The sequence below is a fragment of the Salidesulfovibrio onnuriiensis genome, assembly GCF_008001235.1.
Lineage (GTDB): Bacteria > Desulfobacterota > Desulfovibrionia > Desulfovibrionales > Desulfovibrionaceae > Pseudodesulfovibrio > Pseudodesulfovibrio onnuriiensis.
The window spans coordinates 1830386-1851725 of sequence record NZ_CP040751.1 but is presented as its reverse complement, the minus strand read 5'-3'; the positions used below and the strand labels follow the sequence as shown (position 1 = coordinate 1851725).

Below are 21340 nucleotides of genomic sequence, written 5' to 3'. Positions count from 1 at the left end.
GGGCCCGTCCCGCCCGGACGCAAGGAGAACGTCATGCCCAAAGCGTTTCTGATAGACACGTCCCGCTGCACCGCCTGCCGAGGCTGTCAGCTGGCCTGCAAGGAATGGCACGAACTGCCCGCCAACAAGACCAAGCAATTCGGCTGGGGCAGCCACCAGAACCCGCAGGACCTGAATCCCAACAACTACAAGCTGGTGCGCTTCAGCGAGCGCCTGGACGGCGACGTGGTCCGCTGGAACTTCTTCCCGGACCAGTGCCGCCACTGCGAGATCGCGCCCTGCAAGGAAACCGGCGACCTCTACCACGAGGGGGCCATCCTCCAGGACGAAAAGACCGGTGCCATCCTGTACACGGACGGCACCAAGGCCTTCAGCGCGGAGCAGTTCGAGGAGATCCGCGAATCATGCCCCTACAACATCCCGCGCCGCAACGAGAAGACCGGGCTCCTGGCCAAGTGCACCATGTGCAACGACCGCGTCCACAAGGGCCTGCTCCCGTCCTGCGTCAAGGCCTGCCCCACGGGCACCATGAACTTCGGCGAGCGCGAGGACATGCTCAAGCTGGCCGAAAAGCGTCTCGCCGTCGTCAGGGAGCGGTTCCCCGAGGCCATGCTGGCCGACCCCGATGACGTCAACGTCATATACCTGCTCACGGACAAGCCCGAGCACTACCACAGCTTTGCCGTGGCCGAGGCCCCCGCGGGCATGGACCGCAAGCGGTTCCTTGCCAAGCTGGCCAGCCCCATCACGAAAATGACTAAAAACGCATAGCAGACACGCATCACTCCAACGGGAAAAGGGCCGTCCGCACAGGGCGGGCGGCCCGAACCTCCCGCAAAGACAGGATCGGAGACCTCCATGACCACGTTTGACCCCGGAACCGTCCATGCGACCCTGGAAGCCATCACCAACGCCAAACCCGTTTACGGGGAGCTGGTCCGGACCTTTTCCCCGCTGCTGGAAAAACAGGCGGAGCTTGCCCAGCGGTTCGGCCAGGAAGGCCCCCGCCCCCGGCCGTGGACGAGGCGCGGCTCATGGAAGGCGTCCATGTCATGGCGGGTGAGGGATGCGACCGGCTCAAGGAATCTCTGCTGGCTTCCTCTCGGGAGCTGCTTCCCCTGCTCAGGAAACTGATCCCGGACGACTCCTGGCCCGGGAAAGGGAAGGCGACGTTCGACCGCGAGACGCTGGCGCGACTCGTCGAGGCGCGACTTGACGGCGACCTGAAGCAATTCGAAAACACCTCCGAGAAAATGGACGGCACTCCACCCTCTGTCCTTTTCACCATTGTGGACGCTATCGCCGGGCCGGTCCTGGCCGCACTGGCCGGCCGCCTCGACGAGTCGTTTTCCAGGGGCCGATGGAACCAGGGAACCTGCCCGTTCTGCGGCAGCCTGCCCTCCATCGGCTTTCTTTCCCGCCGCGACCCCAACGACCTGGAGCATCTCGTGGGCGGCGGGGGCAAGAAACACCTGCACTGTTCCCTGTGCAGCCTGGAATGGGAATACCGCAGGGACACCTGCCCGGCCTGCGGCAATACGGACCAGAAGACCCGGGAGATCTTTTTCGTGGACGGCGCAAAGCACGAGCGCATCGAGGCCTGCCACCAGTGCGGCACCTACGGCCTGTGCATCGACCTGCGCGAATGCGAGCTGGTTCCCCAGCTCGACGCGGCGCAAATGGGACTGATGCACCTGGACATGATCGCCCAGGAGCGTAGCCTGACCCCCATGGCCCCCACGACCTGGAACAGCTTCAAGCCATAGGATACGGACATGAGCACCCTGATACATCCGGCGTTTCCCAAGGCAAGGCGCGACAAAGAACAACAACGAACCGGAAGATTCCTGGAGTCCGTGCAGCTGCACCGCTTCAGCGACGGTGCCATGAAACGGGTCTCGGGGCTGGTGGCCGTGGAGGAGCCGCTGGTGCTCAAGGTGCGCGACCATGAAAACATCAGCTTCGTGCGCACGCCCGGCGACGACCACAACCTGGTGGCCGGGCGGCTGCTTTCCCTGGGCCTGATCCGCTCCCGCAGGGACATCCGCTCCGTGGATCTCAGGGTCTGCGGGGAAAGCACCCTGGCCCGCGTGGAACTGACCCCCGGCGAGAACGTGCGCTTCATGGGCGCCGGGGTGCGGCGGGAGGAAACCATTACCGTGCAACGGCTCTTCGAGCTCCGGGACCGCTTCGAGGAGCGCCAGGCCCTGTTCCAGAGCACCAGGGCCACCCATGCGGCGGCCCTGTTCACCATGGACGGCCACATGCTGGCCTTTGGCGAGGACGTGGGACGCCACAACGCATTCGACAAGGCCCTGGGCCAGGCCCTGCATTCCGACTGTCTGGAGGACGCGGCCATCGCCATGCTCTCCTCGCGCCTGGCCCTGGAGCTGGCGGAAAAGGCGTCCATGGCCGGCATCGGCATCCTGTGCGGCTTTTCCGTGGCCACCAGTTCGGCCCTGGAATTCGCCGAAACGCGGGACATCACCCTGGTGGGCCGCCTGCGGAGCACGTCCATGAACATCTACAGCCATGCGTGGCGCGTCCGGGACTGATCCGCACGGCCCATACTCCCTAAAGCCATCCCTCACACAAACGGAACGCCCGGCGCAACGATCGGTTTATCTCTCGAACGTCGTTGACCGGGCCTTCTGATCCCATCCCTCTTAACGGATAAAAAAATCCGCCGCTAAACCGAAACAGGAGGGACTGGTCGTTTCCCTCTTTTTCTCCCGTCCCAAAAGCCGCTTGCGGCAACATTTCCCAGCTCTCTCCCCCGCCCGGAAAAAACAAATCACATTATAACCCCAGTTACACACTTTTTACTTGCATATGCTTTGATTCTTATATCTATAGTTGAGTGTGAGAAGCCTCTTCTCCTGTTCATTTCCTGTTGAATTTCATTCCTTCAAGGTGGTAAAAATGCTTCGAATTCCCAGGGATGCGTGCGTCAATACAGAAACAGCGACACGCAAGGAGTGGCTGGACACCAACGGGCTCGGCGGCTACGCCTCCAGCACGGTCATCAATTGTCATACCCGCAAGTACCACGGCCTGCTCGTGGCGGCGCTCAGGAAGCCGCGCGGCCGTTTCGTGCTGCTCTCCAAGGTGGAAGTCTCGGTCACGGACGGGGAAAAGGAATTCTTCCTGTCCACCAACAAGTACCCCGGCGTCTACCACCCCACGGGCCACCAGTTCGTGGAAGGCTTCGAACAGGACCTCTGCCCCACGGTGACCTACCGCATCGGCGACGCGCTGATCCGCAAGACCATGCTCATGGTCCACGGCCAGAACACGGTGCTGCTCTGCTACGAAATGCTCGAGGGCAAGACGGCGCCCACCCTGCGAATCCGCCCCCTGCTGGCCTACCGCGACGTGCACGGACTGACCCGCGAGAACCTGTTCCTGCGGCCCAAGACCTTCCCCGAAAAAAACGGATGCAAGATCGAGCCGTACAAGGGCATGCCGCCCCTGTACATGGGCACCAGCCGCGTCTCGGAATTCTTCCCCGGCCCCAAGTGGATGCGCAACGTTGAATATCTGGAGGAGCGCAACCGGGGATTCGACTACCAGGAAGACCTGTTCTGCCCGGGCATGTTCGAGGTGGAGCTCAAGCGGGGCAAGCCGGTCATCTTCGCGGCCTCGGTGGAGAAGCTCGGTGATCTCGTGAAGCTGAAGAGCAGGGAGATCAAGCGCCGCGAGGCCCTGTACGAGAGCTGCAAGGACCGCAGCAAGAGCGTGCGCGGCCTGCAGTACGCGGCCGACCAGTTCCTGATCCGCAACGCCTCGGACTTTTCCTCGGTGGTGGCGGGCTACCACTGGTTCGGCGAATGGGGGCGCGACACCATGATCGCCCTGCCCGGGCTGACCTTCCACTGCGGCAGGCGCGAATTCGGTGAAAAGGTGCTGGCCGCCTACGCCGGGCTGGAGCGCGACGGCCTGCTGCCCAATTACCTGGACCAGCGATCCGACCACCTGGCCTACAACTCCGTGGACGCCTCCCTGTGGTTCTTCTGGGCCGTGCAGGAATACCTCCGGACCAAGGGCAGCAGGGAATTCGTGCGCAAAAGCATACTCCCGGCCCTGGAACGCATCATTGCGGCGCACCTGGACGGCAGGGTGCCGCTGTGCTCCATCCACGAGGACGGGCTCCTCCATGCCGGGAACGAGCACACCCAGCTCACCTGGATGGACGCCCAGGCCTACGGCAGGCCCGTGACCCCGCGCCACGGAGCGGCCGTGGAAATCAACGCCCTGTGGTACAACGGACTGCGTTTCTACCTGGAGCTGATGGAAGGCGAGGACAACGAAACAGTCCGCAGGGCCAGGGAATCGGCGGACAAACTGGCCGCCAGCTTCCCGGACAGGTTCTGGAACCGCGAGGACAACTGCCTGTGCGACGTTGTCGGCAAATTCGGCTGCGACCGGGCCATCCGGCCCAACCAGATCTTCGCGGTCTCCCTGCCCCATTCCACGCTGAACATGGAACAGATGCGGGCCGTGGTGGCCACCGTGCAGGATCACCTGCTGACCCCGTACGGCCTGCGGACCCTTTCCCCACGCCACCCGTCGTACGCGCCCTTCTACCAGGGCGACTCGGACGCCCGCGATTCGGCCTATCACCAGGGCATGGTCTGGCCCTGGCTGGCGGGCCACTTCGGCGAGGCCATGCTGCGCCAGGCCGAGGACATCAAGGAGGCCAAGGCCTTCCTGCGCAAATATTTCAAGGAAATTCTGCGATCATTCCCGGCTGACTATGGAATCGCGTCGCTGCCGGAAATCTACACCGGCAACCCGCCACACCTGCCCAACGGGTGCATTGCCCAGGCCTGGAGCGTGGCCGAGGCCGTGCGCCTGAACAAACTTCTTGGAGGCCGATAAATGCGCGTTCTCATGTTCGGGTGGGAGTTCCCGCCCTTCATTTCCGGGGGCCTGGGCACGGCCTGCCTGGGTCTGACCAAGGGACTCGCCCAGCACGGGGTGGACATCACCTTCGTGCTGCCCCGGCTCGATTCCGACGAGGAAGGCAAACACCTGACCCTGCTCGGGGCAAACCGGGTCCATGCCTCGGTGGGCATCCAGGACATCCGCGAGCTGCGAAAGCGGGTCAAGATGCTCGAAGTGCTCTCGCCCCTGCGGCCCTATATCACGGACAAGGAATACAGGAGCATCCTGGACCAGGAGGAACTGCTGACCTCGGAAGCCATCCTGAACATGAAGGGATACGACTTCTCGGGCGGCTACGGCAACAACCTCATGGCCGAGATCGTGCGCTACAGCCTGATCTGCGCCCACATGGCCCGGCAGGAGGAATTCGACGTCATCCACGCCCACGACTGGATGACCGCCCCCGCGGGCATGGAGGCCAAGCGCGTTTCGGGCAAGCCCCTGGTGGTGCACGCCCACGCCCTGGAATTCGACCGCAGCGGCGAACACGTGAACCAGCAGATCTACGACATCGAACGGGCCGGATTCGAGGCGGCGGACCGCATCGTCGCCGTGAGCCACTTCACCAAGGACACCATCGTCAAGCGCTACGGCATTGATCCGAACAAGATCGTGGTGGTGCACAACGCGGTCTCCAAGGAGCGCCGCCTGGGCCAGCTGCGGGTGGAAAAGCCCTTCAAGGAAAAGCTGGTCCTCTTCCTGGGCCGCATCACCTTCCAGAAGGGGCCGGACTACTTTGTCGAGGCGGCCGCCAAGGTGATCAAGAAGAACCCGAACGTACGCTTCGCCATGGCCGGTTCCGGCGACATGTTCAACCGCATGGTGGAGCGCATGGCCGAACTGCGCATCGCGGACAAGTTCCATTTCCTGGGCTTCGTGCGCGGCACGGACGTGGAGCGCATCTACGCCATGAGCGACCTCTACGTCATGCCCAGCGTGTCCGAACCCTTCGGCATCACGCCCCTGGAGGCCATGGTCTACAACGTGCCCGCCATCGTCTCCAAGCAGTCGGGAGTGGCCGAAATGCTGGACGGCGCGGTCAAGATAGATTTCTGGGATACGGACCGGCTGTCCGCGGAGATCCTCGACATACTGGGGAACCCGGAACGGTCCGAGAAAATCGTGCAGCAGGGACTCGAAACCCTCAAGCGCACCAAATGGGAGATCGCGGCCGAGCACGTGCTCAATGTCTACCGCGATCTGGCCGGGAGGTAGCCGATGATTTCCGTGTGCTTCTATTTTCAGGTCCACCAGCCCATGCGCCTGAACCAGGGCTATTCCTTCTTCGACATGGGCCGCAGCCACCATTACCGCGACGAGCAGGCCAACGCCGACATCCTGCGCAAGGTGGCCCACAAGTGCTATCTGCCCGCCAACCGGCTCATGCTCGACCTGATCCGGGAATTCCGGGGCGACTTCCGCATCTCCTACTCCATCACCGGCGTGGCCCTGGAGCAGTTCCAGGAATTCTGCCCCGAGGTGCTGGATTCCTTCCGCGAGCTGGCGGCCACGGGGTGCGTGGAGTTCATAGCCGAGACCCACTACCATTCCCTGTCCTTCCTCTTTTCCAGGGAGGAATTCCGGCGCCAGGTCCGCAAGCACCACGCGGTCATGACCGAATTCTTCGGCCAGGAGCCCACCACCTTCCGCAACACCGAGCTCATCTTCAACAACGAGCTGGCCAAGGAAGTGGAACGCCTGGGCTACAGGGTCATCCTGGCCGAGGGCGCGGACCAGGTCCTGGGCTGGCGCACCCCCAACTTCGTGTATCAGCCCGCGGGATGCGAAAAGCTCAAGGCCCTGCTCAAGAACTACCGGCTCTCGGACGACGTGGCCTTCCGCTTCTCGGACCGCAACTGGGACGAATGGCCCCTCACTGTGGAAAAGTACGCCCGCTGGGTGCACGATGTGGCGGGCAGCGGCGAGGTGATCAACCTGTTCATGGACTATGAAACCATCGGCGAACACCAGTGGGAAGACACCGGCATCTTCGACTTTTTCCGCGCCCTGCCCCGGGCCGTGCTGTCCCACAGGGACTTCTGCTTCCGCACTCCCTCCGAGGCCGCGGCCGGGCTCGACCCGGTGGCCCAGCTGGACGTGCCCCACTTCACCTCCTGGGCCGACCTGGAGCGCGACGTCACGGCCTGGCTGGGCAACCCCATGCAGGACCAGGCAGCGGAACTGGCCTATGCCCTGGAGCAGGAGGTCATTGCCTCCGGCGACGACGAGATGCAGGCGACCTGGCGCGAAATGCTCACCAGCGACCATTTCTACTACATGTGCACCAAGTGGTTCTCGGACGGCGACGTGCACAAGTACTTCAATCCCTTTGAAACACCGTACCAGGCGTTCATCACGTACATGAACGCCCTGAACGACTTTGCCCTGGTGCTCCGGCAACGGCAATCCGACGCATAACCTACGGGAGATTCACGCTATGGAAACCAAATGGCTCTTCGAAGTATCCTGGGAAGTCTGCAACAAGGTGGGCGGCATCCACACGGTCATCAGCAGCAAGGCGGCCGAGGCCATGGCGGCCTTCGGCGGACGTTATGTGGCCATGGGCCCGCTCCTGGACCGCAACCCCGGTTTCAAGGCCTGCGACCCTCCCCCGGAATTCCGCCCCACCCAGGAACGCCTGGAAGGCATGGGAATTCCCACGGTCGCCGGACGCTGGGACATCCCCGGATCTCCCTGGGTGCTTCTGGTGAATTTCCAGAAGGCCGTGCCCAACCAGGACAAGCTCCTGTTCCAGATCTGGAACGACTACGGCGTGGACTCCATGACCGGGTCCTGGGACTACATCGAGCCCGTGCTCTTCAGCACGGCGGCGGCCATGGTCATCAAGGAGATCAGCGACGACGTGGAAGAGGTGGCCGACGTGTTCGCCCACTTCCATGAATGGATGAGCGGCGCGGGCGTGCTCTACCTCAAGAAAAACGCCCCGGGCGTGGCCACCCTGCTGACAACCCACGCCACCATGCTGGGCCGGGCCATGTCCGGTTCGGGCGTGGACATCTACGACGAGCTGGAAGAGCTGGACCCCTCCCACGAAGCCACTGCCTTCGGGGTCAAGGCCAAGCACTCCATGGAATCGGTCTCCGCCCGCGAGGCGGACTGCTTCACCACGGTTTCCAATATCACCCGCAAGGAGGCCGCCCACCTGCTGGGAACCAACCCGGCCGTGGTCACGGTCAACGGATTCAACCTGGAGGGCTTTGCCGAACCCGAAGAGGTGGAAAAAACGCGCAAACGGGTGCGGCCGCAACTCATCAAGCTGGCCTCCCGGTTCCTGGAGCGCGAGCTCAAGCCATCCAACACCCTGCTGGTGGCCACCAGCGGCCGGTACGAATTCCATAACAAGGGCATTGACCTGCTCCTGGACAGCCTGGCCAACATCGACCGCAAGCTGACCGAATCCGGGGAGGACATCACCGTCGTCAACTTCCTGCTGGTGAGCTGCGGCTATGCGGGATTCAGCGAAGAGGCGCGCAGGCGGCTGCGCAGCGAACGCGCATCCATCGAAAAATACGCCGGGATCGCCACCCACCACCTGGGCGATCCGGACCACGACCCCATCGTGACCCGCTGCCGGGAAAAGCAGCTGCAGAACGCGCCGCACAACAAGTGCTGCGTCATCTTCATCCCGGTCTACCTGGACGGCAACGACGGCATCCTGAACCTGGAATACTACGACGCTCTGGCGGGCATGGACCTGACCGTATTCCCGTCCTTCTACGAGCCCTGGGGCTACACCCCCATGGAGAGCGCGGCCTTTTCCGTGCCCACCGTGACCTCGGACCGGGCCGGTTTCGGCCAGTGGGTCATGGAGCGCTACCCCGAGGGACACGCGGGCGTGCACGTGCTCAACCGCCTGGACGACAATTACGACACGGCAGTGAAGAAACTGACCGCCTACCTGGGCGAATTCATCCACTGGAACAAGGAGGAGCGCGCCTACCGCGCGGCCGAGGCCCGGCGCGTGGCCGAGGAAACCACCTGGAAGAATTTCTACCTGCGCTACCTCGAGGCCTATGAACTGGCCGGGGACATCAAGACCCAGCGGGTGGCTGGCGTGCAGCGCATGTCCGCCGCGCCGGGAAAGCAGATCAGCTTCACCGGGGTCAACACCACCCAGCCCAGGCTGCGCTCGTTCTCGGTGGTTACCGAGCTGCCCGCGGAACTGGCCCGCATGCGCGAGCTGGCCAACAACCTCTGGTGGGTCTGGCACCGCGACGTGCAGGAACTCTTCGAATGGATGGACGCGGACAAGTGGTACGCCAGCGGCAACAACCCGGTCAGCTTCCTGAACACCATGGATCAGGACCGACTGAACCAGCTGGCGGGCGACCATGAATTCATGGCCCGGCTGAGCAATGTGCTGGAGCGCTTCGACGCTTACATGGCCAAGCAGAGCCACGCGGAACACTCCGGCATCACCTGGAAGAACCCGGTCTCCTATTTCTCCATGGAATTCGGCCTGCACGAATCCATCCCCATCTATTCCGGGGGCCTGGGGCTGCTGGCGGGCGACCACATCAAGTCGGCCAGCGACCTGAACCTGCCCTTCATCGGCATCTCCCTGCTCTACAAGCAGGGCTACTTCCACCAGAAGATCAACGGCAACGGCGACCAGGTGGTGGAATACTGGGACAACGACTTTGCGGCCATGCCGATCGTCCAGCTCCACAACGGCGAAACCGAGCGGGTGCTGGTCACCGTGGATCTGCCCGGCCGCACGGTCTACGCCCAGATCTGGGAAGTGCGCGTGGGCAGGGCCAAGCTCTACCTGCTGGACACGGACGTGGTGGAAAACTCGCGCTCGGACCGGGACATCGCCTCGCGGCTCTACGAGCCCTCGTCCAAGGGCCGCATCGAGCAGGAGATAGTTCTCGGAGTGGGCGGCGTGCGGCTGCTCAACGCCCTGGGCGTGGAACCGAGCATCTACCACCTCAACGAGGGCCACTCCGCTTTCCTGCTCTTCGAACGCATCCGCCAGCTCATGTTCGGCGAGGGCGTGGACTTTGCCACGGCCAGGGAGATCGTGCGCGGCTCCACGGTGTTCACCATGCACACCCCGGTGCCCGCGGGCAACGAGCGTTTCGAACGCTCCCTGGTGGAAAACTACTTCCGGGGCTACGCCGTGGAAATGGGCGTCCCCTGGGAATCCCTGTGGAACCTGGGTCACATGTACGCGGAAGAGGCCGACCACCTGAACATGACTGTGCTGGCCCTACAGCTCTCCTGCATCCGCAACGGGGTCAGCCGTCTGCACGGCAACGTTTCCCGGCGCATGTGGATGGACCTGTGGCGCGGATTCCTGCTCAGCGAGGTGCCCGTGGGCCACATCACCAACGGGGTGCACATCCCGTCCTGGCTCGACGAGCGGCTGCGCCACGACATCGAGGAAACGTGCAGCCTGTCCATACACAAGACCCTCAAGGCCAACCACGACTGGAACTGCCTGGACGCCGTGGACGACCGCAGGCTCTGGGACACCCACACGGCCCTCAAGCACCGGCTCTACGACGAGGTGCGCCGTTCCATTTCCGAACAGTGGACCCGCGAGGGCGAAGCCCCCAACCGGCTGCGCATGTTCCTGAGCGCGCTCAACCCGGACCACCTGACTCTGTGCTTTGCACGGCGCTTCACGGCCTACAAGCGCCCCACACTGCTCTTCCACAACCTGCAGAAGGTCAAGGAGCTGTTCTGCAATCCGGACAGGCCCGTGAACATCATCTTCGCGGGCAAGGCCCACCCCGCAGACACCATCGGCGCCAGCTACATCAACCTCATCTGCCGCCTGGCCAAGCAGGACGACTTCATGGGCCGGGTCATCTTCCTGGAAAGCTATGACATCCGCCTGGCCCGCATGCTGGTTTCCGGCGCGGACGTCTGGCTCAACAACCCCACGCGGCTCATGGAGGCCAGCGGCACCAGCGGCATGAAGGCCGCTGCCAACGCCGTGCCCAACTGCAGCATCCTGGACGGCTGGTGGGACGAGGCCTTTGACGGCCAGAACGGCTGGGCCGTGGGCCAGGGGCTTGTCTACGAAACCCAGGTGAACCAGGACATCGTGGACGCGGACAACCTCTACGAGGTGCTGGAGACGCAGGTGGTGCCCGAATTCTACGACCGAGGCGGGGACGGGGTTCCCCACGCCTGGATCCGGCGCATGAAGGAAGCCATGAAGACCGCCTTCCGCCAGTACGGCACCCACCGCATGGTCCACGACTACATTGACGACATGTACCTGCCCACCATGGGCATCTCGAAAAGGCGGAACAAGAAGAACTTCGCCCTGGCCAAGGAAATCGGCCAGTGGCGCAAGCGCATCCCCGGGCGCTTCTCCACGGTGAACATCCGTGAAGTGCGCGTGGACGGTATCCATGGCGACGTCTTCCGTCTGGGGCACGTGCTCCAGGTCGTCGCCAAGGTGGACAAGGGCCAGATGGCGGACGAGGAGATCATGGCGGAACTGGTGCTGGCCAACACCGCCGAAGACCGCATCCTGGACTGCATCCCCATGACTCTCAAGCACTCCGAGGGCAACAGCCTGGAGTTCCAGGCCGAGTATTCGCCCGCGTTCTCCGGCCCCTGCCGCTACGGGGTGCGGGTCATCCCGGTGCACCCCGGCCTGGCCGGGAAATACGAAACCCACCTGATCCGCTGGAGCTAGAAGACAAAGAGGGTTTCGGGCAACCGCCCCGGAACCCTCTTTTCCTTCCATGGGCGCGGCGCGCAAGGGACATGCCCTTCACGCGCGCACAGCAGGCCTCACCCTCTGAAATCATACGGGAATAGACCCTTTAGGAAAAAGTTCCTTGCATTCTCTTTTGGCTCGCCCTATAAGCCTTTTCTTGATAATGAATTTCATAATCGGCTAAAAATAGTCCTTCCAGGAGTAGTATTCCGGCCATGAACACTTCTATGATTCCCATCCGTTTTCAGTACAACGGGATCGACCGGACAGGTCCCCGCAAGGAGCATACATGTTGAAAGCAGTCACTTTGAGCCTGACCGCATTGCTGCTGGCGCCCGCACTCGCAGCCGCGGCACCGCCGGCCAAGGCCGTCCATGCGCAGGCCGCCGAGGCCGTCGCCGTGGAGGCTGCGGCCCAGAAACGGTACCAGCAGTGGTCCGACGAAAAGGAAGGCGTTGCCGCCGACATCCGGGACATGAAGGCCATGGATTCCTGGCTGGAATTCCAAAACAGGAAATACGCCAAGTATATCAAGAAACAGGAAGAGGTCATCGCCGAGCTGGAACGGCGCAAGGAAGAGGCCCGGCGCATCAAGATGGAGCTGGAGCCGTTCCTGGAAACCGTGGTGGACAGCCTTGAGCAATTCGTCTCCTCGGACCTGCCCTTCCTGCCCGAGGAACGCGCCGCGCGCATCGGCTTCCTGCGCGACTCCCTGGACGACTACCGCCTGGAACTGAGCGAGAAGCTGCGCAGGGTGTTCGAGGCCCTGCTGGTGGAAATGGAATACGGACGCAACGTTTCCACCACCTCGCGGGAACTCGACCTCAACGGCGCGCCCACCCAGGTCTCCATCTTCCGCCTGGGCCGCACCGCCCTTTTCTACCAGACCGCGGACGGCGCGGAAGCCGGGTACTGGGACCGCGCATCGGGCTCCTGGAAACCCCTTGACGAAAACTACTCCCGCACCCTGCACCGCGCCAAGGACATGGCCGACCGCAAGCGCGCCGTGGAACTGCTCGACCTGCCCATAGGAGCCGCCCGATGAGATACGCCATTCATACCCTCATGATCTTCACGGTCCTGACCACGGGGGCGCTGGCCCAGGGCTGGGACGCCACCTCCAAGGCCATGCACGGCATGGTGGCCGAGGCAACGCAGAACGCTGCCAAAACCAGGGCCATCATCGCCGGCGAGCAAAAGGAGCTCGGCGGGGAAAAGGCCGCGCTGCAACGCGGCATCGCCGAGAAGCAAAAGCGGTTCGACGGCCTCAAGGCCCGCTACGACGAACTGCTGAAGCGCGAAGACGCCCTCAAGGAGGAGCTCGCGGCCCAGGCCCATGAGCTCAAGACCATCGACGGCACCATCCGCACCTCGGCCAAGCAGGCCCGGGACTATTTCCACGAAAGCCTGACCACGCCGGAGCACCCCGAACGCACCGCCGTGCTGGAAGAGGTGCTCCAGCCCGAGAAATTCCCGGGGCTGGAAGGCATCCGCAACCTGCTCGCCCTGTACCTGGACGAAATGGCGGCCTCCGGGGCCGTTGTGCGCCGTACCGGGGCCTTCATCGGCGCGGACGGCATGGACAAGACCGGCGAGCTGGTCCGCGTGGGGACCTTTACCGAGGCCTACCGCCTGAAGGACGGCAGCCTGGGCTTCCTGCGGCCCACCAGCGACGGCAGCAAGCTCATGGCCGTGCAGGGCGAACCGGGCTGGTCCCTGGCCGGACTCATGGACGACTTTTTCGACGGCAAGGGCGCGGCCTTCCCGGTGGACATCTCCAACGGCGCGGCCTTCACCCGTCTGGCCCAGGAACAGAAGAGCGTCTGGGACTGGCTCAAGGCGGGCGGCCTGCTGGTCTGGCCCATCATCCTGGTGGGGCTCGTGGCCATGGGTCTGGTGGCCGAGCGTTTCTACGCCCTGAGCCGGATCCGGGGCAACTCGGACCGCAACATGAAGCAGATCCTCAGGATGGTCTCCAAGGGGGAATGGAAGCAGTGCGGGGAATTCTGCCGCGCGCAGTCCCAGTTCCCCACCTGCCGCATCATCGGGCACACCCTCAAGTACATGGGCAACACCCGCGAGATCATCGAAAACGCCTTCCAGGAAGGGCTGCTCAAGGAACTGCCCATGCTGGAGCGCTTCCTGCCCACCCTCAACGTACTGGCCGCCGTGGCACCCCTGCTGGGGCTGCTGGGCACGGTCACGGGCATGATCAACACCTTCCAGATCATCACCCTGTACGGCACCGGCGACCCGCGCATGATGTCCGGCGGCATTTCCGAGGCGCTGGTCACCACCCAGCTCGGCCTGGCCGTGGCCGTACCCATCATGATCCTGCACCACGTGCTGGAACGCAGGGTGGACAAGATCATCGGCGACATGGAGGAAAAGGGCACCGGATTCGCCGTGGCTCTCATGAAACAAGGACAGATCAGGAAACGGGAGAAACTCGATGCAGCAGCATAATCTCGTGGAACGCATGGTGGAGCATTTCCAGGCGGGCGGCGAAATCATGATCCCGCTCATGGCCCTTTCCCTGCTCATGTGGACCCTGGCCCTGGTCAAGGCCATCCGCTTCCTGCGCGAACGCCGCAGGGAAGGCACCCCGCAGCAATGCCTGGAGCTCTTCCGGGGCGAGCCGAGCGTGTGCAAGGCGGGCCTGGCCCAGTGGCAGTGGGACATCCTTTCCCAGTACATGGACGAGCGCTGCGAAGATCCCGAACTGAACCGGGACATGCTCGAAGCCATCCGTGTGCGCCAGGAATTCAAGGCCATGCGCTACATCGGCACCATCCTGATCCTGGCGGCCATCGCCCCGCTGCTGGGCCTGCTGGGCACGGTGACCGGCATGATCACCACCTTTGACGTCATCTCACAGTTCGGCACCGGCAATGCCCGGGCCCTGGCCTCGGGAATCTCCGAGGCCCTGGTGACCACCCAGAGCGGCCTGGTGGTGGCCGTGCCCGGCCTGCTGCTGGGCGGCCTGCTCTTCCGCCGGGCCGAACGGCTCAAGGCCCGCATGGAACTCTTCTGCATCGGCCTGCAGGAACAGACCGACGGCCTCGGGGCCTGCAGGGAATAAGGCATGAGAAGCATCCGATACGCACGCGGGGCGCGAACCCGCAGGAGCGAGATCAACATGACCCCGCTCATCGACATGGTCTTCATCCTGCTCATCTTCTTCATCGTCACCACCAGCTTCGTGCGCGAATCCGGGGTGGACGTGCAGCGGCCCTCGGCCCAGAGCGCAGAAACCAAGGAAAAGGCCAACGTCATCCTGGGGCTCACCGCCGAAGGCCAGATCTTCGTGGAAGGCAGACCCCTGGATATCCGCTCGGTGCGGGCCTACATGGAACGCTTCCTGGCCGAGACCCCGGACGGGTCCGTGGTCATCGTGGCCGACAAGGAAAGCATGACCGGCGCCGCCGTCCAGGTGCTGGACCAATGCAGGCTGGCGGGCGTGCGCAACATCAGCATCGCGGCAAGGAAGGAATGATGATCCGCAGGGCCAAGGGATCGGGCGACTTCGTGGCCGCCAGCATGGCGGCGGTGATGATGGCGGGCCTCATCTACGTGGGCGTGCTGCTCCTGAACGACGCGCAGCAGCCCGGGGATTTCACCGTGGTGGAAGGGGCCATCCGCATTGCCCAGCCCCGCAGGGACAAGCCAGTGGAACCGCTCAAGCGCAAGGAGATCACGGAGACCAAACCTCCCAAGACCCTGCCCAAGACGTTTTCCTCCAAGGCCCGGCCCAAGAACGTCAAGCCGCTCATGAACCTCAGCACGCCCAATTTCAGCGCGGACATGCACCCGGGCCTCAAGGGAGGCATCGCCATGCCCTCGGGCGACCTGGGCGGCATCGGGTTCAACATGGACGAGGTGGACGAAGTTCCCCAGGTGCTGCGCAGCGTGCCGCCGGAATATCCCTACGGGGCCAAACGCAACCGCATCGAGGGTTCGGTGGTGGTGCGCATGCTGGTCACCAGCCAGGGCCTGCCCACCAACCTCTCCATCCATTCGGCCAACCCGTCCGGCGTGTTCGAAAAGGCGGCGCTCGGCGCGGCCAAACGCTGGAAGTTCCGGCCCGGGCATTACCAGGGACAGGCCGTGGACACCTGGGTCCTGCTTCCCTTCAACTTCGAGCTGACACAATGAACACCGCACGCATTTTTCTGGCCGCCTGCGCCCTGGTCCTGCTGCTTGCGGGCCCGGCTTCGGCCAAGGTCCCGCCCCTGGGGCGGCAGGCCCTGCACAAGGCCCAGCTGCTCATGGACGACAAGCAGTACGCCCAGGCGGCGGCCATGCTCCACAAATACATGGAATCCACCCGGGAGGACATCCACGCGCAGGTCTACCTCGCCCTGGGCGGCGCACTGCATCTGGCCGGGGAAAAAAAGCAGGCCCTGTCCGTATTCCGAAAAGGGCACCAGGCCTTTCCCGAGGACGAATTCCTGTGCCTGAACACCGGGGTCGTGCTCTACGAGATGGAGCAGTACGCCGAGGCGGGCCGCCTGTTCGAGAAAACACACGGCCTGCAGAAAACGGGCAAACCCGAGCTGCTCTTCCAGGCCGGGTCCGCCTTTTACCTGGGCGAAGACTACAAGGATGCGGCCCGGGTGCTGCAGAAGCTCATCGCCCAGTCCAAGGAGCCGCGCAAGGAGTGGATCCGGCTGGCCATCCACTCCCTCATCGATGCCAAGCAGACCCGGCAGGCCGAATCCATGCTGCTCAACTACCTGAACGCCAGCCCCGAGGATGCGGACTACTGGAAGCTGCTGGCCAAGCTGCACCTGGACCGTGAGTCGTATTCCCGGGCCGCCGCGGCGCTGGAAATATGCTGCCGCCTGGACGAGCCCTCGCGCCAGGACCTGGAACGGCTGGCCGCAATCTACAATTACCAGCAGGCCCCGCTCATGGCCGCCGCGACCCTGCAACGCGCCTACGGCGCATCCCCCAGCCTCGAGCAGGCGCTCAAGATCGCGGCGCTGTACGCATCCGCGGGAAGGACCCAACAGGCCGTAAACTACCTGGACCGCCATTCAAAAGGCGGCGCGGCGGCCCTTGAAAAGGGCAGGATGCTCTACCGCTCCCGCCGGTTCGAGGAAGCCGAAACCGCCCTCGCCCCCCTGGCGAAGTCGGGCAGCCAGCCCGAAGCCCGGTTCTTCCTGGCCCTGTGCGCCTGGGAGCGCAAGGACTGGAAACGCGCCAGACAGGAACTGACCCGCATCGCGGGCCTGAAGGAATACATGGGACAGGCCAAGGGCTACCTTGCCGTGCTGGAAGACCTGGAAGCCGTGCGTAGGGAAGCCGGGGAATAGAAACCGGCAAAAGTCCGCCCTGAAATCCGTTCATAATCTCCTCTGTCCTTTTAGATATTGAAATTGACTTTCATTATCTATAATACTATACGCACTGCAACTCAGTGAACCCATTGCCTGCGGGGAGGTAATCATGAACAGGGAAAGTGCGGCCAGCAGATCGTCCGGCACATGCGATGCGCTCGAATTCTCAACCGAGGGCGGCGTCTCGGGGTCCAGGGCCTTCCAGTCCTGCCTGCTCCGGCCCGGCCTGGCGCTGACCATCTCCCGCTCCACGCCGGAAGATCCGCTCCGGGCCAGCTTTGACATGGACGATGCGCCCATCCAATTCGGGTTCACCTATTCCGGCCGAAACAGGTGCGTCTATTCCAGCGGCTGCCTGCGCAACCAGACCCATGAGATGCAGGCGGGATCTAACGGCATCTTCCACCTGCCCAAGACCCACGGGTTCCTGGAACAACCTGGCGGCGCTTCCAACTGCATCATGGGCATCATCGTTGCCCCGGAACTGCTTTACGACTACTTTGCGGACAGCATGGACCAGCTACCGGTGGAGTTCCAAAGAAAACTGGAAGGCCGGCTGGACACCCCCATGGCCTGGTTCGGCCCCTGCAACCCAGCCAAGCACTGCCTGCTGACCCAGATCCTGAACTGCCCATACACGGGCGGCATGCGCAAGATGTTCCTGGAAAGCCGGGTCATGGAGCTGCTGGCCATGCAGCTTCAGGACTACATCGAATCCCAGACCCACCGCAAAGCAACATCTCACGCCCTGTGCCCCGCGGACGTGGAACGCATCCGCCACGCAAGCGAGATCCTGACAAGCGACCTGGAAAACCCGCCCAACCTGCCCGAGCTTGCGGCCCGGGTGGGCATCAATGAAAAAAAACTCAAAACCGGTTTCCGGCAGGTCTACGCCTCCTCGGTCTTCGGCTACTTCCGCGAGCACCGGCTGCAAAAGGCCCATGAACTTTTGCAGGAGGGCAACCTCAACGTGACCGAGGCGGCCTATGCCGTGGGATACCAGAGCCTGAGCCACTTCAGCCAGGCCTTCAAGGAACGTTTCGGCATCCTGCCCAAGGATTTCCTGACCAACCAGCGCCGCCTGCTCGTCTCCTGAACAGAAAGTCCGGCTACCGGCAACTTTCGCCCTGCCGGGATTAGTCGAGCCCACCCCGTCCGTGTATTGAGCATGATTATCAAATTCATCTTAATACGCTGCATTTTCAGGTGGGAACAAAAATGAGAATTCACAAGCTTTTCGGGCTGATCTTCACATTCACCCTCTGCGCGCTTTCCCCGGCCATGGCCGGGGAAGACGAGGCCTCAGACAACGGAACAAAAACCGTGACCATGGATGCGGTCACGGTCACGGCAACCAAACGCGACGGAACCCTCAAGGATTTCCCGGGCAACATCTCGGTCATGGACGAAATGTTCATGGAGACGCGCGGGGTGAACAACCTGAGCGACCTGACCCGCTTCGCCCCCAACGTTTATGTCAAGGACACCAGTTCGGGTGGGTCCATCATCTGCCGGGGCATCTCCACCATCGACACCTCCCTGTTCAGCCCCATGGGCCTGTACGTGGACGACGTGGCCTACCCCATGGGCTACATGACCAACCAGGACCTGTTCGATGTGGAGCGGGTAGAGATCCTGCGCGGGCCCCAGGCCACCCTCTACGGCCGCAACAGCGAATCCGGGGTCATCAACATCGTGCGCGAGAAGCCGGACAACGACCAGCACAACAAGGTGCTGCTGGAGGCCGGCAACTACCACACGGCCCGTCTGGGCGCGAGCACCAGCGGCCCCATCACCGACGACCTGCTCTTCTACAGACTCTCCCTGCAGGGCTACACCACCCACGGGTATAATGAAAACACCCTCACGGGCGATGACGACGTGAACGGGAAAAAGACCCTGAACGGAGAAGGCGCACTGCGCTGGACACCCACGGACGATTGGGACATCACCCTGAACGTGGACGGCGCGGCCCGCGACATGGGCATCAGCTCCCTGCGCTACGCCGAAGGTCCCAACTCCACCGACCGCTTCAAGGTGACCAGCAACGAGAGCGACAAGGCCTACGAAAAGGAACTGGGCCAGTCCGCACGGGTCAAATACAGCTGGCCGAGCGTGGATCTGACCTCCATCACCAGCCACCGCACCTTTGACCGCGAGCACCACCTCGACTCGGACAGGACCTCCACGGCCCTGGGATACTCGGACCTGGATACGGACATGGACAGCTGGAGCCAGGAATTTCGCCTGAACTCCACGGACAAGGGCGCTCTCTCCTGGCTGGCGGGATTCTACGGACGTTACGAGGCCATTGACGCGGGCATCGACTTCACCCACGTGAACCCGCTGCTGACCTCCAAGCGCTCCGGCGACAGCGAGGACCTCGGCTACGCGGGCTTCGGCCAGGCTACCTACGAGATCGTCGACGGGCTGCGGCTCACGGGCGGCATGCGCCTGGACGTCTCCCACAACAGCGGGAAACAGACTTATACCCCCAACACCGGGCCGGTCTCCTACGAAAAGGACGTGGACGCCACGGAATGGCTGCCCATGGTTTCCCTGGCCTACGACTTCACCAACAACGTCACGGCCTACACCACCGTTTCCCGGGGATTCCTGGCCGGGGGCTTCAACTTCTACTCGGCCACCAGCGAGGACAGCTTCGCCTACGACGCCGAACACACCATGAACTACGAGGTCGGCGTCAAGACCAACTGGCTGAACAATACCCTGCGCCTCAACGCCACGGCATTCTACGCGGACATCACCGACAAGCAGGTGCGCGAGGAAATCGCCGGTGCGGGCCTGGGCGTCTGGAAATTCACCAACGCGGCCGAGGCGCACACCCAGGGCGTCGAACTCGAGGGCCAGTACAACCCCATCCCCGAGCTGCAGCTGACTGCGGGCTTCGGCTATGCCGATTCCAAAGTGGACGAATGGGAAACCACTTCGGGCGGCACTCCCGTGGACTACAGCGGCAACAGGCTGCCCTGGGCACCGGAATACACCTACAACCTCGGCGTCCAATACAACCACCAGAGCGGCATCTTCGCCCTGGCCGACCTGCTGGGCACCGGCGAGCAGTACTTTGACGCGGCCAACGAGCTCAAGCAGGACGGCTACCGGACCGTGAACCTGCGCACAGGGTACCAGACCGAGGAGATCGAATTCTCCCTGTGGTGCGAGAACCTGTTCGACGAGGCCTATACGGTCAAGCAGGTCAAAAACGGCGCGGGTCTTGCCATGGTGGAGGACGGTGCGCCCAGGACATTCGGATTCACCCTCAACTGGAGATTCTAAGGATATGATGATGCTGCAGCAGCCCACGGCCCACACCCCGGGCCCCAACCCCGGTTTGGTCTTCGAACTGATGATCGGCCCCATCCGCATGGCCGTGCTGGACACGACCCTGAAAATGGACATGGCCGACATCCTGGCCGAACACACGGAGCCGGAAGCCATTGCCCGGGCACTGGGCGTGGAGACCGACCGGACCAACCTCGTCTACTTCCTGGACGCCATGGCGGCCATGGGCTTTGCCGAAAAACAAAACGGGGCCTATGCCAACACCCCCTTTGCGGAATCCTATCTGCGCAAGGGCAGCCCATCCTATCTCGGGGGGCTGGTGGAAAATCTCTCCAACATGCAGCACCGCAACCTGGGGCGCATCCCCGAGCTGATCCGCCAGGGACCGCCCGAGGTGGACACGCGGAACAAGCTGGACGGCGAGGAAATGTGGAAACAGTCCGTGCGCCACCTGGCCTCCTACCAGAAGGCGGGCATGGCCGACCATGTGGCCGGGCTCGTGGCCTCGCTCCCGGAATTCCCGGCCATGAAGCGCATGCTGGACATGGGCTGCGGCCCGGGCATCATGTGCATGGCCACGGTTTCCCGTCACCCCGACCTCCAGGGCGTGCTCTGCGACCTGCCCCCGGTCATGGAAGTGGCCCGAGAGGAAATCGCAGCGGCGGGTCTGCTGGACCGGGTGACCACCATCGACGGCGACTACAACGAGGTGGACTTCGGCCAGGGTTACGACCTCATCTGGGCCAGCCACACCCTGTATTACGCCAAGGACCTCGACGCCATGGCCGCCCGCGTGCATGCGGCCCTGAATCCGGGCGGCGTGTTCATCAGCTTCCACGAAGGCCTGACCTGCGAGCGGACCCAGCCGGCCGGGGTCGTGCTTTCCCGCCTCTCCCTGGCCCTGGAGGGACAGGACGTCTCCTTTGAGCAGGGCGAGATCGCCTCGCATCTGCCCGGCGCGGGTTTCGCCTCGGTGGAGGTCAGGACCCTGATGCTGCCCATGGGACCCATGGAACTGATCATTGCACGCAAGCGAGGCTAG

Annotated in this window: 16 protein-coding genes; all 16 read left to right on the top strand. The window is 63.3% G+C overall.

The genetic code is table 11. The features are described from left to right. Positions 1–33 precede the first annotated feature (33 nt). The 16 genes from FGL65_RS08385 to FGL65_RS08310 all read left to right on the top strand — a co-directional run bounded on the left by FGL65_RS08385 (position 34) and on the right by FGL65_RS08310 (position 21340). Complete coding sequence (locus FGL65_RS08385; RefSeq protein ID WP_147820770.1) at positions 34–771, top strand: 4Fe-4S dicluster domain-containing protein; 738 nt, start codon at positions 34–36, stop codon at positions 769–771. A 263-nt stretch (positions 772–1034) separates the two neighbouring features. After that, a complete protein-coding gene (locus FGL65_RS08380; RefSeq protein ID WP_147820769.1) occupies positions 1035–1766 on the top strand; it encodes a formate dehydrogenase accessory protein FdhE in 732 nt (243 codons plus the stop codon). A 9-nt stretch (positions 1767–1775) separates the two neighbouring features. Further along, positions 1776–2555, top strand: coding sequence for a formate dehydrogenase accessory sulfurtransferase FdhD (locus FGL65_RS08375; protein WP_147820768.1), 780 nt, complete (start codon positions 1776–1778; stop codon positions 2553–2555). A 367-nt stretch (positions 2556–2922) separates the two neighbouring features. Continuing rightward, positions 2923–4881 (top strand): amylo-alpha-1,6-glucosidase, encoded by a 1959-nt coding sequence (locus tag FGL65_RS08370; protein ID WP_147820767.1) that lies wholly within the window; start codon positions 2923–2925, stop codon positions 4879–4881. After that, positions 4882–6162 carry a glycosyltransferase family 4 protein gene (locus tag FGL65_RS08365; RefSeq protein WP_147820766.1) on the top strand — a complete coding sequence of 427 codons (1281 nt, stop codon included), beginning with the start codon at positions 4882–4884 and terminating at the stop codon, positions 6160–6162. Between the two features lie 3 nt (positions 6163–6165). Further along, complete coding sequence (locus tag FGL65_RS08360) at positions 6166–7365, top strand: glycoside hydrolase family 57 protein (protein ID WP_147820765.1); 1200 nt, start codon at positions 6166–6168, stop codon at positions 7363–7365. A gap of 19 nt (positions 7366–7384) precedes the next feature. Continuing rightward, positions 7385–11626 (top strand): alpha-glucan family phosphorylase, encoded by a 4242-nt coding sequence (gene glgP, locus FGL65_RS08355; protein ID WP_147820764.1) that lies wholly within the window; start codon positions 7385–7387, stop codon positions 11624–11626. Positions 11627–11939: 313 nt separating this feature from the next. Next, positions 11940–12695 carry a DUF3450 domain-containing protein gene (locus tag FGL65_RS08350; RefSeq protein WP_147820763.1) on the top strand — a complete coding sequence of 252 codons (756 nt, stop codon included), beginning with the start codon at positions 11940–11942 and terminating at the stop codon, positions 12693–12695. Continuing rightward, positions 12692–14116 (top strand): MotA/TolQ/ExbB proton channel family protein, encoded by a 1425-nt coding sequence (locus FGL65_RS08345; protein WP_147820762.1) that lies wholly within the window; start codon positions 12692–12694, stop codon positions 14114–14116. The genes FGL65_RS08350 and FGL65_RS08345 overlap by 4 nt, the downstream gene beginning before the upstream one ends. After that, positions 14103–14732, top strand: coding sequence for a MotA/TolQ/ExbB proton channel family protein (locus FGL65_RS08340; protein WP_147820761.1), 630 nt, complete (start codon positions 14103–14105; stop codon positions 14730–14732). Before FGL65_RS08345 ends, FGL65_RS08340 begins: the two co-directional genes overlap by 14 nt. A 3-nt stretch (positions 14733–14735) precedes the next feature. Next, a complete protein-coding gene (locus FGL65_RS08335; protein WP_147820760.1) occupies positions 14736–15146 on the top strand; it encodes an ExbD/TolR family protein in 411 nt (136 codons plus the stop codon). Next, positions 15143–15805, top strand: coding sequence for an energy transducer TonB (locus FGL65_RS08330; protein ID WP_250645605.1), 663 nt, complete (start codon positions 15143–15145; stop codon positions 15803–15805). The genes FGL65_RS08335 and FGL65_RS08330 overlap by 4 nt, the downstream gene beginning before the upstream one ends. Further along, entirely contained in the window at positions 15802–16968 is a 1167-nt protein-coding gene (locus FGL65_RS08325; RefSeq protein ID WP_147820758.1) for a tetratricopeptide repeat protein, read from the top strand. Before FGL65_RS08330 ends, FGL65_RS08325 begins: the two co-directional genes overlap by 4 nt. A 133-nt stretch (positions 16969–17101) precedes the next feature. Then, on the top strand, positions 17102–18088 hold the full coding sequence (locus FGL65_RS08320) for a helix-turn-helix transcriptional regulator (RefSeq protein WP_147820757.1): 987 nt from the start codon (positions 17102–17104) through the stop codon (positions 18086–18088). A gap of 122 nt (positions 18089–18210) precedes the next feature. Next, a complete protein-coding gene (locus tag FGL65_RS08315; RefSeq protein WP_147820756.1) occupies positions 18211–20292 on the top strand; it encodes a TonB-dependent receptor in 2082 nt (693 codons plus the stop codon). A 4-nt stretch (positions 20293–20296) separates the two neighbouring features. Then, positions 20297–21340, top strand: a complete 1044-nt coding sequence (locus FGL65_RS08310) for a class I SAM-dependent methyltransferase (protein ID WP_147820755.1) — start codon at positions 20297–20299, stop codon at positions 21338–21340.

Coding starts and splice junctions, on each gene's coding strand:
- FGL65_RS08385 (WP_147820770.1), top strand. CDS start 34: ATGCCCAAAGCGTTTCTGATAGACACGTCCCGCTGCACCGCCTGCCGA.
- FGL65_RS08380 (WP_147820769.1), top strand. CDS start 1,035: ATGGAAGGCGTCCATGTCATGGCGGGTGAGGGATGCGACCGGCTCAAG.
- FGL65_RS08375 (WP_147820768.1), top strand. CDS start 1,776: ATGAGCACCCTGATACATCCGGCGTTTCCCAAGGCAAGGCGCGACAAA.
- FGL65_RS08370 (WP_147820767.1), top strand. CDS start 2,923: ATGCTTCGAATTCCCAGGGATGCGTGCGTCAATACAGAAACAGCGACA.
- FGL65_RS08365 (WP_147820766.1), top strand. CDS start 4,882: ATGCGCGTTCTCATGTTCGGGTGGGAGTTCCCGCCCTTCATTTCCGGG.
- FGL65_RS08360 (WP_147820765.1), top strand. CDS start 6,166: ATGATTTCCGTGTGCTTCTATTTTCAGGTCCACCAGCCCATGCGCCTG.
- glgP (WP_147820764.1), top strand. CDS start 7,385: ATGGAAACCAAATGGCTCTTCGAAGTATCCTGGGAAGTCTGCAACAAG.
- FGL65_RS08350 (WP_147820763.1), top strand. CDS start 11,940: ATGTTGAAAGCAGTCACTTTGAGCCTGACCGCATTGCTGCTGGCGCCC.
- FGL65_RS08345 (WP_147820762.1), top strand. CDS start 12,692: ATGAGATACGCCATTCATACCCTCATGATCTTCACGGTCCTGACCACG.
- FGL65_RS08340 (WP_147820761.1), top strand. CDS start 14,103: ATGCAGCAGCATAATCTCGTGGAACGCATGGTGGAGCATTTCCAGGCG.
- FGL65_RS08335 (WP_147820760.1), top strand. CDS start 14,736: ATGAGAAGCATCCGATACGCACGCGGGGCGCGAACCCGCAGGAGCGAG.
- FGL65_RS08330 (WP_250645605.1), top strand. CDS start 15,143: ATGATGATCCGCAGGGCCAAGGGATCGGGCGACTTCGTGGCCGCCAGC.
- FGL65_RS08325 (WP_147820758.1), top strand. CDS start 15,802: ATGAACACCGCACGCATTTTTCTGGCCGCCTGCGCCCTGGTCCTGCTG.
- FGL65_RS08320 (WP_147820757.1), top strand. CDS start 17,102: ATGAACAGGGAAAGTGCGGCCAGCAGATCGTCCGGCACATGCGATGCG.
- FGL65_RS08315 (WP_147820756.1), top strand. CDS start 18,211: ATGAGAATTCACAAGCTTTTCGGGCTGATCTTCACATTCACCCTCTGC.
- FGL65_RS08310 (WP_147820755.1), top strand. CDS start 20,297: ATGATGATGCTGCAGCAGCCCACGGCCCACACCCCGGGCCCCAACCCC.